We start from the raw sequence: 14,510 nt of genomic DNA, 5'->3' as shown, positions 1-14,510 counted from the left end.
AAAAAACGGCGGCCTAGTCTAGAGCCGTAAGCGCGCGGCTGCAACAAATAAGCAAACGACGCACGAAATTGATGTAAACTGGCAAAATGAATTTTCTTGCTCATCTTCACTTGGCCACGCTAGCCGACAGTTCGCTTCTCGGCAACCTGATGGCAGACTTTGTGCGCGGTAACCCGCAACAAGGCTTTAGCGATGACGTGGTGTCAGGTATCCGCCTGCACCGCCGCATTGATGTGCTAACGGACAGTCAGGTCGAAGTAAAAGCTGCCGCTGCCCATTTCAGCGCCGATTACCGCCGCGTAGCACCCATCACGCTTGACGTGCTGTGGGACCATTTTCTTGCCCGTCACTGGACGCGCGTGTGTCCGCAGCAATCGCTGGAAGCGTTTGTCGATACCGCTCGCACCCAGATAGAGCCGCATCTGGCCGACACGCCGGAACGCTTTCAAAACCTGAATCACTATCTGTGGCGTGAACGCTGGCTGGAGCGCTACGCCGAGCTGCCCTTTATTGCCGATGTACTGCAACGCATGGCGATACGTCGCCCCCGATTAGCGGCGTTGGCAGGCTCGTTTGAGGATATCGAGCGGCACTACACCGCCTTTGAAGACTATTTTTGGTGTTTCTATCCACGCATGATGGAACAGGCTCGCTTGCAACAACTGTAAGGCTGTCAATTTATGCTGGGTATGACCAATCAATTCAATAGACAAAACCTATCTCATCAATCGGTCTGTTAACCTGTATTCATGAGGAAAGAAACCCTATACTGCCTGTTGTTTTTTCATCCTCGTCCTTTTAATCACTTTTACAGGAGTTATTATGGTCCTGGTAACGCGTCAAGCCCCTGACTTCACCGCTGCTGCCGTATTAGGCAATGGTGAAATCGTTGAAAACTTCAATCTGAAAAAGCACATCAGCGGTAAAGCGGCAGTGATTTTCTTCTGGCCGATGGACTTTACCTTCGTCTGCCCGTCAGAACTGATCGCCTTTGACCACCGCTACAAAGAGTTTCAAGATCGCGGCGTGGAAGTGGTTGGTGTCTCTTTTGACTCCGAATTCGTTCACAACGCCTGGCGCAACACGCCGGTAAAAAGCGGCGGTATCGGCCCGGTGCAATACGCCATGGTCGCCGACGTGAAGCGTGAAATCCAGAAAGCCTATGGCATTGAGCACCCGGATGCGGGTGTGGCACTGCGCGGCTCTTTCCTTGTCGATAAAGAAGGCGTGGTACGCCATCAGGTTGTCAACGATCTGCCGCTGGGCCGCAACATTGATGAAATGCTGCGCATGGTTGATGCACTGCAATTCCACGAAGAGCACGGCGAAGTGTGCCCGGCGCAGTGGGAAAAAGGTAAATCCGGTATGGGCGCATCGCCAGATGGCGTTGCCAAATACCTTACGGAAAACGCCGACAAGCTGTAATCTCGTCCTTTTCCGCGACAACAAGCCGACGCTATGCCGTCGGCTTTTTTATGAGCAACGTTCAGAGCATAAAAAACGGGGCTTTGCGCCCCGTTCTGTCATTGCCACTCAACGCCACTTACGCGTTGTCATTCGCCAGCTTCTGCCGTTTCTGTTTAAAGGCATAGCCCAACAGCAGCAGCGCAATCCACAGTGCGCCCACGTAGAGGGAAACGCGCGTTTCTTCGAAGTAACCAATCAGCCCGATAATAAACACCAGGAACACGATACCGACCACAGAGGAGGCCACGCCACCCGGTAGCGGGAACGCCAGCGCCTTCACCTCGTTCTCGCTTAAACGACGGCGGAATGCGATTTGCGAGCAAAGGATCATGATCCACACCCACACGGTGGCGAAGGTTGCCAGCGACGCAATCACCAAAAACACTTTGCCCGGCATAATGTAGTTAAGGTAAACCGCCACCAACAGCGCCGCCATCATCACAACGACCGTGACCCACGGAATACCGCGCTGTGACACCTTGGCAAAGACCTTGGGCGCGTTACCCTGCTCGGCCATGCCGTGCATCATGCGGCCCACGCCAAACACGTCGCTGTTAATCGCCGACAGAGACGCAGTGATCACCACAAAATTCAGAATGCCCGCCGCTGCTGTAATGCCGAGATGCTGGAAGGTCAACACAAACGGGCTGCCGTCAGTCCCCACCTGATTCCAAGGGTAAATCGACATAATGACAAACAGCGTCCCCACGTAGAACACCAGGATGCGCCATGGCACCGAGTTAATCGCACGCGGAATGGATTTATGCGGATCTTTGGCTTCACCGGCGGTGATACCAATGATTTCGATACCGCCGTAGGCAAACATCACCAGTTGCAGCGACAGGACCATGCCCATCACACCGTTACTGAAGAAACCGCCGTGGCTCCACAAGTTACTGATTCCGGTTGGCTGGCCGCCGTTACCGATACCCCACACGATAATCCCAATGCCCGCCACGATCATGATAATAATGGTGGCGACTTTGAAGAACGAGAGCCAAAACTCCAGCTCGCCGAACACTTTCACGCTCATCAGGTTGATGGCACCAATGATCAACACCACGCTCAGTACCCAGATCCAGTGCGGCACATCAGGGAACCAGACGCTCATATAGATACCAAACGCGGTCACATCCGCGATGGCAACGATGAGGATCTCAAAGCAGTAGGTCCATCCGGTGATGTAGCCCGCCATCGGCCCCAGATAATCCTGCGCGTAGCGGGAAAAGGAGCTGGCCTGCGGATTATTGACCGACATCTCTCCCAACGCACGCATAATGATATAGGCGATAACGCCGCCGATGATATACGCCAACAGCACGCTGGGTCCTGCCATCTGAATGGCACTGGCCGAGCCATAAAACAGCCCGGTACCAATCGCCGATCCGAGTGCAATGAAGCGGATATGCCGCGTGCTTAACCCACGCTTTAGCTTAGCGGATTGTTGTTCCATAAATTAAGCAGCCCTGTCTTACAAAAGAAAAACCACAGGCGACAGCCTGTGGTGAAAAATGCAGCATGAGTGCGTTATTGGTGCGCAGTCACTTCCTGACGCCCGCTCAGCCGGTCATAAATAACCGCAGCCAGCAGCACCACCAGCGATGGTGGCAACCAGGCCAATCCCTGTTCACCCAAAGGCAAATTCAGACTCCAGGCTGGCAGCAATGACGCAAAGGTCGATGATTTTACCCCATCAATCAGGCCGAATAACAGGCTGATTAACATGACCGGGGCCACAATACGCGAAGCCTGATTCCACCAGCGCAAAGTAAAACTCAGCAAAACCAGAATGATACAGGGCGGATAGATCGCTGTCAGCACCGGAATGGAAAGCTGAATCAGATGACTTAACCCCAGATTAGCCACTAACGCCGAGAAGCCCCCCAGCACAAACACCAGCGTGCGGTAGGAAAACGGCAAATACTGAGAGAAAAATTCGGCGCAGGCACAGGTCAGGCCAACCGCAGTCACCATGCAGGCGATAAAAATCAACAATGCCAGGAAGCCGCTACCCATGCTGCCAAAGGTGTGCTGCACGTAAGCATGCAGGATTTCGGCACCGTTTTGCGCGTTAGGAATCAGCTCACCGCTCACCGAACCCAGTTTGAACAGGCTCAGATAGACCAACGTCAACCCGACGCCAGCAATCAAACCGGCCCAGATGGTATAGCGAGTCAGCAGCGTAGCATCGGTCACGCCGCGTGAACGGGCCGCATTAACGATAACGATCCCGAATACCATGGCACCCAGGGTATCCATCGTCAGGTAACCGTTCACAAAACCGTTAGAAAACGGCACGGTTTGATAGATATCGGTCGCCGGTATCGATGAGCCCGCAGGCCACATCACCGCCGCCAATCCCAGTACCGCCAGCGCCAGAATTTTTAACGGTGCCAGCACATGGCCGACCGTATCCAGCAGACGACCCGGATAGAGAGAAATACCGATCACCAGCGCGAAATAGACCACGCTATAGATCAGCAACGGCGTGGCAGTATCGCCAAACAGCGGAGCCAATCCCACTTCGAACGATACCGTGGCAGTACGCGGCGTAGCGAACAGCGGTCCGACGGCCAGATAACACACGGTCGCCAGCAGCACGCCGGCCTTCTGCCCGATGGGGGAGCTCAACGCATCAACCCCACCGCCCACGCGCGCCAACGCAACCACGGTCAACACTGGTAGGCCCACCGCGGTGAGCAAAAAGCCAAGCGCGGCAGTCCAGACGTGTTCACCGGCCTGCAACCCCACAATTGGCGGGAAAATGATGTTCCCCGCCCCGACAAACAGCGCAAAGGTCATAAACCCCAGCGCTACGATATCTTTGGATGTTAAACGATGACTCATAGTTACGTTGTGTTGCCTGTATATAAATGCGACAAAATGAGAAGACGAACTGCGGCGTGGTATAAATTATTCTTATCGCGCAGACGTTATAGGGCGCTAAGTAAAACGTTTATAGCAATAAAAGACAAGTAGCGATCCAAAATGCGAAGTATTGCGCCAACCTAACAACAATAGTCAGAAGATAATATCATGACTCACACAACCTTCCGCACATGATTTGTGCATTTACCGCCTTTGCTTTGCAATAAAACCAGTATAAAAACGCGTTATACGCGCAAAACGGACACAAAAGAGGCAGTGCCTCAGCATAAGAAGCGCTTTTTGCTGCAAAAGGGGGGCAAGTAGCAGGGGATTACGCGGTAAACGGTGTAAGCGGATTTGCAGGTTGTGACGCCCCACAGGGGAGCGTCGAGGATACACCGGGGATAGCAGACCGCGTCCCCGGCGTTGTGCGCTCGGGTGTTACTTACCCCACACAGCGGCAGCGGTATCCACAACCAAACGCAGTTTGGCCCACTGCTGTGCTTCCGTCAGGCTATTGCCCTCTTCCGTGGAGGCAAAACCGCACTGCGGGCTGAGGCAAAGCTGTTTGATATCAACGTATTTCGCCGCTTCATCGATACGCGCCTTCAGTAAGGCCGGATCTTCCAACTCGCCGTTTTTGGTGGTCACCAGACCCAGCACCACTTGTTGGTGTCCCGGTTTAATGAAACGCAGCGGCTCGAATCCACCTGAGCGATCGTTATCGTACTCAAGGAAAAACTCGTCCACATTGACTTCACCAAACAGGATCGACGCCACCGGCTCGTACCCGCCTTCAGAAATCCAGGTAGAGCGGAAGTTGCCACGGCATACGTGCAAACCGATCGTCAGGTCAGCAGGTTTACCCACCAACGCTTTATTCAGCACGTCAGCATAGATACGGGCCAGTTGTTCCGGATCTTCACCGCGTTCGCGAATTTGGCGTTTTTGATCGTCTGAACACAGGTAAGCCCATACGGTATCATCCAGTTGCAGATAGCGGCAGCCCGCGGCGTAGAAAGCATGAATCGCATCGTGCCAGGTCTGCGCCAAATCGTCGAAATAAGCATCCAGCGTGGGATAAACCTGACTGTCGATAGCCTTGCGCCCGCCACGGAAATGGAACACGCTCGGGCTAGGGATCGTCATCTTGGCGGTCACATCACCCGCAATGTTGTTCAGGTAGCGAAAATGCGCCAGCATTGGATGCTGTTGGTTAAAGCTGACCTTGTCCGTCACCTTGATGGCGCGGGACTTGGTTTGGATTCCATTAAACTGAATACCGTGATCCGCCTCGAAAGCCTCTACCCCGTTCAACCCTTCGAAAAAGTCGAAGTGCCACCAGGCGCGACGGAATTCGCCATCGGTAACAACCTGAAGCCCGGCTTCACGTTGCAACTCAACGGCACGCAGAATTTCTGCATCTTCCACAGTGCGCAGTTGATCCGCATTAATGGCACCGGACTGAAATTGCAGACGTGCTTCTTTGATTGCGGCGGGACGCAGCAGGCTGCCAACCACATCAGCGCGGAAAGGGGGAAGTACTTTAGCCATGATAAACTCCTGATCTTTCGCAACAACGCCCTCTCGTCACAGCGTGAGGCAAGCGGCATTGCAAAATAGTTTCAAAATAAATAGTCACGCCGTACAGTAATCACGCCCTATACTTATTTAGACATCTGGACGGCTAGAAGGTAGGTAAATCCTGTCATGGCAACCGGTTGAGGGCAATAGAATAATTTTCACTTTCCGCGACTAACATGAATAAAATTCACGTCAGACTAATGATAAAACCACTTTCCTCTCGTCATCTTCGGCGAAAGCCGGGGGTCTGTGACAGAATGAACGCGTTTCACCTGCACGAGGTTCCCGCCTGCGCGGAATGACAGTGATGAGAGGGAATGACAGTGATGGGCGAGAATAATGGCGTGTTACAGGCCGAGTTGCTGGCGTGCATTAACCCGCACATGCTCAGGCAACGGAAGATAGCCATCCTGACTCACCAGACTTTGCCCGGCGGTAGACAGCACCCGATCCATAAAGGCGGCCGTCAGGCTATCCAGCGCGTGCTCTGGCGCTTTATTGACATAAATATAGAGATAGCGCGCGTAGGGATAACGCCCGCTGCGAATATTGTCCACCGTCGGCGCAACGTAGTCGTTTCCCTGCGCCGCCAGCGGCAACATTCTCACTCCGCTGGCGCGAAAACCAATGCTGGCATAACCAATCGCCTGTGTGGATGTGGCTACGGCCTGTACTACCGACGCAGAACCCGGAAGCTCATTTACCAGCGGTAAGAAATCACCACCGCACAGCGCTTGCTGCTTAAAAAAGCCATAGGTGCCTGACGCAGAGTTGCGTCCGTAACGCAACACACGGCGCGATGCCCATTCTCCCGTCAGCCCGAGATCGCGCCAGTGGGTGACGGTTTGCGTCGCCCCGCAGCGATGGGTAATAGAGAACAGCGCATCGAGCTGTTGCACGTTCAACCCCGGCAGCGGATTATCCTGATTGACTAACACCACCAGCGCATCCATCGCCACCGGAACAGCCAGTGGAGGGTATCCGTAGCGTTGCACAAAGGCATCAATCTCACTGGCCTTCATGGCCCGGCTCATCGGGCCAAGCTGTGCCGCGCCGGAGGCAAGTGCCGTCGGTGCCGATGACGATCCCGCCGCCTGCATCTGAACGTTAACGCTGGGATAATGCTGGTTGAAATCAGCAGCCCAAAACGCCATCAGCGTCGCCAGGGTGTCAGAACCGGCACTGGAAAGATTACCCGCCAGCATTTGCTCACTGCGCGCAACGTGGCTCCAGCCACCGAGTAACAGCGCAGCACAGAGCAATAAACCCGAAAAACGCGGGGCTGGCATCATAGGTCAACGCTCCATCAGGCCAAAGGGGTGGTGCTATTCTCCGACAGAGAGGCAGGGACAATCAACCGGTTAGGAAGCGTAAACATAAAACGCGCGCCAGCACCCGGTTCACTCAGGATCTCCAGCCGCGAATCATGATGGCTGAGCGCATGCTTGACGATAGCAAGCCCCAACCCGCTGCCGCCCGTTTGACGTGAGCGTGCTTTATCCACACGATAAAAACGCTCGGTCAGGCGAGGAATATGCTCGGCGGCAATACCAGGGCCATTATCGCTGACCTGAAACTGCGCGCCCTGCGTGATTTTTTGCCAGCACACTTCAATGCGCGTGCCTTCCGGCGTGTGATTGACCGCATTGTACACCAGATTGGAAAAGGCGCTGTGCAACTGCTCTTCATTGCCGTAAACGCTCAGCCCATCGTTGATGCGGAACACAATTTCGTGACGATCCTGACTCAGCGTTTGCGCTTCACGTTGCAGTATGCGCAGCATCCGTGGCACATCGACTTTTTCCGCCAGATTGATCGGTGCTGCTGCTTCGATTTTCGATAACGTGAGCAGCTGTTTCACCAACCCATCCATGCGCCGCGTCTGTTCCTGCATGGTAGAGAGCGCTTTGCTGCGTAAGGCACCGTCCAGTGAATCGTCCTGCATCATCTCCAGGTAACCTTGCAGCACGGTGAGTGGCGTGCGTAATTCATGGCTGACGTTGGCGAAGAAATTACGCCGAGCCCCCTCCAACTGATGCATCTGGGTAATGTCACGCACCACCATCAATAATTGCCCTTCCGAGTACGGCATAACACGGAATTCGACATGGTGTGAATTGATCAGTTGCAGGGTCAGGGCGCGGGTGAAATCCTGCTGGCGCATGTATTGGGTGAACTCGGGATAGCGCAGCAAGTTGAGGATATTCTGGCCGTTATCTTCCGGCCAACGCAGGCTAAGTAAATGCTGCGACAGGCCGTTGCACCAGATAATGGTGCCCTCTTCGGTGGTGATCACCACACCATCAGGCAACGACTCGGCCCCGCTGCGAAAACGTTTGATCAGCAAGGCCAGTTCGCGCCGCCGCCGCCGATTGCGCAACTGCATTTGATACAGCCCGTAAAACAGCGGCTCCCAGCTCCAGCGCCCGGGCGGTGGCGTCATGCTGCGATCGACCCACAGCCAGTAGGAGAGTTTAAGCTGGTTGTAATAATTCCAGCCAAGCACCACCAGCACCGCCGCCAGCATAAACCAGGGCAGGTAGCCGAAAATCAGACCCAACAGCAGGGCTGGCAAGCAAAAAAAAGCCAGCTCCAATGCCAGCTTTTTCCACGAAAGACGTTCTAACACGTTAAAAATTCTCCGCTTTGGCGGTATTCAGCCACGATGTCGCGCACGCTATGGCTCACGCGCGCATCAATAACGCGTAGAAAAACGGTACCCCGTTCCCCGGACCGTTTGCACCATTTTATCGTGTCCGCTGGTTTCCAGCGCTTTGCGCAAGCGACGAATATGCACGTCCACAGTACGATCCTCAACATAAACGTTAGTTCCCCAAACGTTATTGAGCAACTGCTCGCGGCTGTATACACGCTCAGCGTGTGTCATAAAGAAATGCAGCAGCTTGAATTCGGTCGGCCCCATCTCCAGCGCGTGTTGTTCGGTGGTAACGCGATGCGACGTTGGGTCCAGACTCAACCCCCGCATTTCAATGACCTCTTCCACCGCCATGGGTGAAATACGGCGCATCACTGCCTTGATGCGCGCTACCAGCTCTTTGGGCGAAAACGGCTTGGTGATATAATCATCTGCCCCCACCTCAAGCCCACGCACGCGATCTTCCTCTTCGCCGCGCGCCGTCAACATCATGACGGGAATATCCCGCGTTAGCGCTTCGCGCTTCATGTGCTTGATAAACTGCAATCCCGAGCCACCTGGCAACATCCAGTCCAGCAGTACCAGATCCGGATAGGGTTCGGACAAACGCGTCACAGCGCTGTCATAATCTTCCGCTTCAACGGATTGATAGCCGTTTTGCTCTAATACGAAGCACACCATTTCACGAATCGGCGCTTCATCTTCTACGACCAGTATGCGTCTTGCCATTGTTCATCCTGCCGTTAGTCAGCGTATGAAACGCGTCAACAATAACGAAATCTCACGATTGCCCACGTTACCTATAAGGTGCCTGAGCGGCTTATCTTCTGTGGGCGAAAGCAGTATGCGTCAGTTTTATGACAGATTTATGAAAACCCAAACTGAAGGTAACACCCGATTTAACAGCTGTTTCCAAAATGTTCGCGGCGGTAACGACAGTCGCCGCCCTCACTGCGTATAATCGCCCTACAAGTAGATAGCACGTCTAACAGGAAACGCCATGCGTATCATTCACACCGCAGACTGGCATCTGGGCCAATATTTTTATACTAAAAGCCGCGCACCGGAGCATCAAGCGTTTCTCGACTGGCTTATCGTGCAGATAACCGAACATCAAGTCGATGCGCTGATTGTGGCCGGTGACATCTTTGATAACGGTTCACCGCCGAGCTATGCGCGCGAAATGCTCAACCGGTTTGTGGTGGCATTGCGCACCACCGGATGCCAATTGGTATTACTGGCAGGAAACCACGATGCGGTAGCAACCCTGAATGAATCGCGGGATCTGCTGGCGTGCCTCAATACCCGTGTTATCGCCAACGCCGCCGAAGATGTCACGCAGCAGGTCCTCACACTCAATACCCGTCAAGGCACGCCCGGCGCAATGCTGTGCGCCATTCCGTTTCTGCGCCCACGCGACATCCTGCGCAGCCTGGCGGGTCAATCCGGCGTGGAAAAACAGCTCGCCTTGCAAGACGCCATCAGCGAACACTACGCGCAGTGCTACCGGCACGCCTGCGATTTGCGCGACACGCTGGCATTGCCCCTGCCGATTATCGCCACCGGACACCTGACCACCGTGGGGGTTACCGCTTCGGAAGCGGTACGCGAGATCTACATCGGCTCGCTCGATGCTTTCCCGGTACAGGCCTTTCCGCCTGCCGATTATATCGCCCTTGGGCATATCCACCGCCCGCAGCGCGTGGGGCACAGTGAGCATATCCGCTACAGCGGCTCCCCGATTGCCCTGAGTTTTGATGAACTTGGCAGTGAGAAATCGGTCGCGTTGATCGACTTCACGCCAGACGTTCCCCCGGAAATAACGCTACTGCCCGTACCGGTGACGCAACCGATGCGTCTCATCAAAGGCAATCTGGCGGACATTGAGCAGCAGTTGCACAGCCTACCCGAACCCGAAGCGGGGCAGCGCGTCTGGCTGGACATTGAGATCGCCACCGATACCTACCTTAGCGATATGCAGCAACGTATCCAACAGTTAACGCACACATTGCCCGTCGACGTGTTGCTGTTACGGCGCAACCGTGAGCAGCGCTTGCAGGCCATTGCCCGCGAAAAGAAAGAAACGCTGGACGAATTATCCCCACAGGACGTTTTCGAACGCAAACTGGCGCTGACTGACATGGCGCAAGAACAGCAAGCACGACTGCGTCCGCTGTTCAATGAAATCGTCCGAGACGTCAGCGAAGGAGCGCCACAAGCATGAAAATCCTGAGCCTACGGTTAAAAAACCTCAACTCGCTCAAAGGCGAATGGAAGATTGACTTCACGCAGGAGCCGTTTGCCAGCAACGGTCTGTTTGCCATCACAGGCCCAACCGGCGCGGGAAAAACTACGCTGCTGGATGCCATTTGCCTGGCGCTGTATCACCAGACGCCGCGGCTAAATGCGCTCTCCGCCACGCAGAACGAGCTGATGACGCGCAACACCGCCGACTGTCTGGCTGAAGTGGAGTTTGAGGTCAAAGGCGTCGGCTATCGCGCGTTCTGGAGTCAACGCCGAGCCAAAGATGCGACAGACGGCAATCTGCAAACGCCGAAAGCTGAACTGGCGCTGATCGAAGACGGCAAGATCCTCACACAAAAGCTGTCCGAAAAACTGGCTCACACCGTCCGTATTACCGGATTGGATTTTGAGCGTTTTACTCGCTCAATGATGCTCTCACAGGGGCAATTTGCCGCCTTTCTCAACGCCGATACTAAAGACCGCGCGGCACTGCTGGAGGAACTGACCGGCACAGCAATTTATGGTGACATCTCCAGCCGGATCTATGAGCGGCATAAAGAAGCAAAAGGGGTATTGGACACGCTACAAGCGCGCGCCTCAGCCATCGCACTGTTGGATAACGATGAGCGCGACGTGGTACAAGCAACACTGAAACAAAGACAGCAAGAAGAGCAGCAACTGCGTGAAAAACGTGAGCAAGCACTGACACACCAGCAATGGCAGGCTCAAGAACGGCATCTGCAACAGGACTTACGCCAAAAGCAGCAGCAGGCTGAGGCGTCCGAGCAGGCGCAACGGGACGCTGAACCCGATCGATTACGGCTGGAACGCGACGAGCCAGCAGAAAAATTGCGCCCCTTGCAACGCGAACACGAGCGTGCTCAGTTGGCTCGGGTTGCAGCACAAGCGCGTGAAACCGCGTTAGCCCAACAACACACCGCTAGCCAGATAGCACATCAACAGCAACAGCAGTTGTTCCTGCAAGCGCAACAGGCACAGCAGCGACACAACGCTGCACGCCAGCAGGAAGAAGCGCTGATCGAGCAGCAGGTCATACCGCTCGATCAGGACATCGCTCGCCAGGGGGAACGTTGTGCCGAACATCGACAAGCGTTAACCCAAACACAAACGCAACGTGATAACCAACAACAGCAACTGACCGACCTGCTTCGCCAGCGCGATACCCTACGCACACAGCGTGAAACCCGACGCCATTACCAGCAGCAGCACCCCCATCACCGTCACTGGGGCGAACAACTCGGCGCATGGCGCGCGGCATTCCAGGAACAGCAGCGCCTGTCTGGAGAACTGACTGCTGTGGAGACGCAGCAGCAGCGTCTGACGAGCGATGAACAGGCGATGACGCACCAGCAGGTGGCGTTGAATGAACAACGTAGCGCACAACATCAGCGCGACGCGCTCTTGCAGCGTCAATGCGAGCAGCAGCAACAGGTGTGGCTACAGGCAGAAACCGCGAATCCGATTGCTGGTTTGCGTGAACGCTATGCGGCACATCAACGTGCGCGGCAAGCGCGACGGCAGTTCGGGGAATTGACACAGGCACTGAGTAACCTGCGTCAACAGCAGCAAAATAGCGCCAGCAAATGGCTCACGCTGGACCAGCGTTTTCAGGCCGACAGCCTGAGTATCGACACGCAACGCGCGGACAGTCAACGTCTGGAGCAGCAGTTGAACGATGTCGAGCAGCGTGTCGAGCTGGAACAGCGCATCGTTAAGCTGGAGGCTGAGCGTGCACAGTTACAACCGGGAAAGGCCTGCCCGCTGTGTGGCTCCACGCACCATCCGGCGATTGCCGAGTATCAAACGCTGGCGCTAACGGCTTCCGAGGCACAAGTGCGTATGGCACAGCTGCGCACACTGTGTCAGCAGGTGCGCAGCGAATTGGCACAGCGCGAGGGCGCGCTCGCCGTATTGGCAAAACAGCGCGACGAACTTCAGGCCGAGCGGGCCGAACAGGAAACGCTGTACCAAACGCGCTATACCGCTTGGCAACAAGTGAGTGAGCATTTACACGTAACCTTCGCCCCCGAGCAGGAACAAGAGATTGCCGAATGGCTGACGGCCTGCGATCGCGAAGCAGATACCCTGTTTAGCCAGATAGAAGCGCAAGAACAACTGCAACGCAGCTGGCAAGAAAGTAAGGATTCACTGACCACGGCCCAGCAACAGCGTCAGGAAACAGAGCAGCAGCTTGCCTTGCTGCAACAGCGTATTCAGGCGCACCGTGAAGGGCTTGCCGAGACCGCGCACAAACAGCAACAGCTCACCGCAGCACTGATAACACAGCAAGAAACACTCGCCGCTTCGCTCGCCCCCTATGCGCTGGTTCCGCCCCCCCTTGCCGAACAACAACGCTGGCTGGCGGAACGTGCCGCCGAAGCTGAACGTTGGAAAACCACCGAACAGCAGTTGCAGCAGGATGACAACACGCTGTCCTCACTGCACGCAACCGTGCAGGAACGGGAAAACGCGTTACAGGCACTCGATGCGAGTACCGTACTACAACAGACACAATGGCAGGACGGGGAAAAACAGCTGGCGGCCTTGCGTGCGCAGCGCCACGCCCTGTTTGGCGATCGCGACACGCAGCAGGTGCGTCAAGAATGGCGGCAACGCAGCGAACAGCACCAGCAAAGCATCGATAAGGCAGCCGTCACGCTGCAAGACGCAGCAGCACAGCTTGCCCGATTAGCAGGAGAGTTGGCTGGCCAACGCGCACACTGCGAACACTGTGTAGACGCGGAACAGCAATCCGCAGCCCAGTTTGCGACGGCGTTGGCGCGCAGCCCCTTTATTGATGAAGCCGCGTTCCAGCAGGCGCTGTTGGATGACGATACGCGTCAGGCGCTGCGCACTAAACTCGACGCAGTGCGTCAGGCCGTCACGGAAACCAAAGCACTGCTACAACAGGCCGCTGCCGCGCTGAACACGCATCTGGCGCAGCGCCCGGAAACCGGGCCGGAGGACGACGAGGCCACAACGCCTGAACAACGGTTGGAACAGCTCGATAGCGCACTGAAAACCAATCTCTATCAACAAGGTGAGTGCCAGCAACGGCTGCGCAACGATGAGATGCAACGGGATAAACAGCAGGTGTTGCTACAGGAGATCGCGCAACAAAGTCAGCAGTATGCCGACTGGAGCTGTCTCAACGATCTGATTGGTTCGCAAAGCGGTGATAAATTCCGTAAGTTCGCTCAGGGGCTAACGCTCGATCATCTGGTGTATCTAGCCAACCTACGCCTTGCCCGCCTGCACGGTCGTTATCAGCTACAGCGTAAAACCGATGATGAACTCGGTCTGCACGTGCTCGACACCTGGCAGGCCGATGCAGTGCGCGATACCCGTACCCTGTCGGGCGGTGAGAGCTTTTTGGTCAGCCTGGCGTTAGCGTTGGCGCTCTCCGATCTGGTGAGCAACAAAACCCGTATTGACTCGCTATTTCTGGATGAAGGGTTTGGCACGTTGGACGCGGATACGCTAGACAACGCGCTGGATGCGCTGGATAACCTCAATGCTACCGGCAAAACCATTGGTGTCATCAGCCACGTGGAGGCGATAAAAGCGCGCATCTCCACGCAGATCAAAGTCAAAAAGGTGAATGGGTTGGGCGTCAGTCAGCTTGATGAGCGCTACGCCCTGTAGCGCTCGGCTGACAGGATGTGAGCCA

The 14,510-nt window shown here is 55.4% G+C and carries 10 protein-coding genes; 4 read left to right on the top strand and 6 right to left on the bottom strand.

Going from position 1 to position 14,510, the window contains the following annotated elements; translation table 11 throughout:
• Positions 1-86 precede the first annotated feature (86 nt).
• The gene (locus tag J5224_RS04915) at positions 87-668 is read left to right on the top strand and encodes an ACP phosphodiesterase (protein ID WP_264624289.1); all 582 of its coding nucleotides are present in this window, start codon (positions 87-89) and stop codon (positions 666-668) included.
• Positions 669-822: 154 nt separating this feature from the next.
• Entirely contained in the window at positions 823-1,425 is a 603-nt protein-coding gene (locus J5224_RS04910; protein WP_195315270.1) for a peroxiredoxin C, read from the top strand.
• 118 nt (positions 1,426-1,543) lie between these two features.
• On the opposite strand, the gene proY is transcribed toward J5224_RS04910, so the two are convergent.
• The 6 genes from proY to phoB form a co-directional block, all read right to left on the bottom strand.
• Positions 1,544-2,920, bottom strand: coding sequence for a proline-specific permease ProY (gene proY / locus J5224_RS04905; protein WP_264624288.1), 1,377 nt, complete (start codon positions 2,918-2,920; stop codon positions 1,544-1,546).
• A gap of 74 nt (positions 2,921-2,994) precedes the next feature.
• Positions 2,995-4,314, bottom strand: coding sequence for a branched-chain amino acid transport system II carrier protein (brnQ, locus tag J5224_RS04900; protein ID WP_264624287.1), 1,320 nt, complete (start codon positions 4,312-4,314; stop codon positions 2,995-2,997).
• A 462-nt stretch (positions 4,315-4,776) separates the two neighbouring features.
• Positions 4,777-5,889, bottom strand: a complete 1,113-nt coding sequence (locus tag J5224_RS04895; protein WP_264624286.1) for a cobalamin-independent methionine synthase II family protein — start codon at positions 5,887-5,889, stop codon at positions 4,777-4,779.
• A 377-nt stretch (positions 5,890-6,266) separates the two neighbouring features.
• Positions 6,267-7,211, bottom strand: a complete 945-nt coding sequence (locus J5224_RS04890; RefSeq protein WP_264624285.1) for a PstS family phosphate ABC transporter substrate-binding protein — start codon at positions 7,209-7,211, stop codon at positions 6,267-6,269.
• A gap of 14 nt (positions 7,212-7,225) precedes the next feature.
• Positions 7,226-8,548: a phosphate regulon sensor histidine kinase PhoR gene (gene phoR / locus J5224_RS04885; RefSeq protein WP_264624284.1), complete on the bottom strand. Its 1,323-nt coding sequence runs from the start codon at positions 8,546-8,548 to the stop codon at positions 7,226-7,228.
• A gap of 66 nt (positions 8,549-8,614) precedes the next feature.
• A complete protein-coding gene (gene phoB, locus J5224_RS04880) occupies positions 8,615-9,304 on the bottom strand; it encodes a phosphate response regulator transcription factor PhoB (RefSeq protein WP_195315276.1) in 690 nt (229 codons plus the stop codon).
• 271 nt (positions 9,305-9,575) lie between these two features.
• Here phoB and sbcD point away from each other — a divergent pair, with 271 nt between their 5' ends.
• Together sbcD and J5224_RS04870 are read left to right on the top strand one after the other, a co-directional pair.
• Positions 9,576-10,799: an exonuclease subunit SbcD gene (sbcD, locus tag J5224_RS04875; RefSeq protein ID WP_264624283.1), complete on the top strand. Its 1,224-nt coding sequence runs from the start codon at positions 9,576-9,578 to the stop codon at positions 10,797-10,799.
• Positions 10,796-14,485 (top strand): SbcC/MukB-like Walker B domain-containing protein, encoded by a 3,690-nt coding sequence (locus tag J5224_RS04870; protein ID WP_264624282.1) that lies wholly within the window; start codon positions 10,796-10,798, stop codon positions 14,483-14,485. The genes sbcD and J5224_RS04870 overlap by 4 nt, the downstream gene beginning before the upstream one ends.
• The last annotated feature ends 25 nt before the right edge of the window (positions 14,486-14,510 follow it).

The organism is Candidatus Symbiopectobacterium sp. NZEC135, from assembly GCF_025962695.1.
The sequence above is the reverse complement of the archived record's forward strand: the minus strand, read 5'-3'. Positions and strand labels throughout refer to the sequence as shown.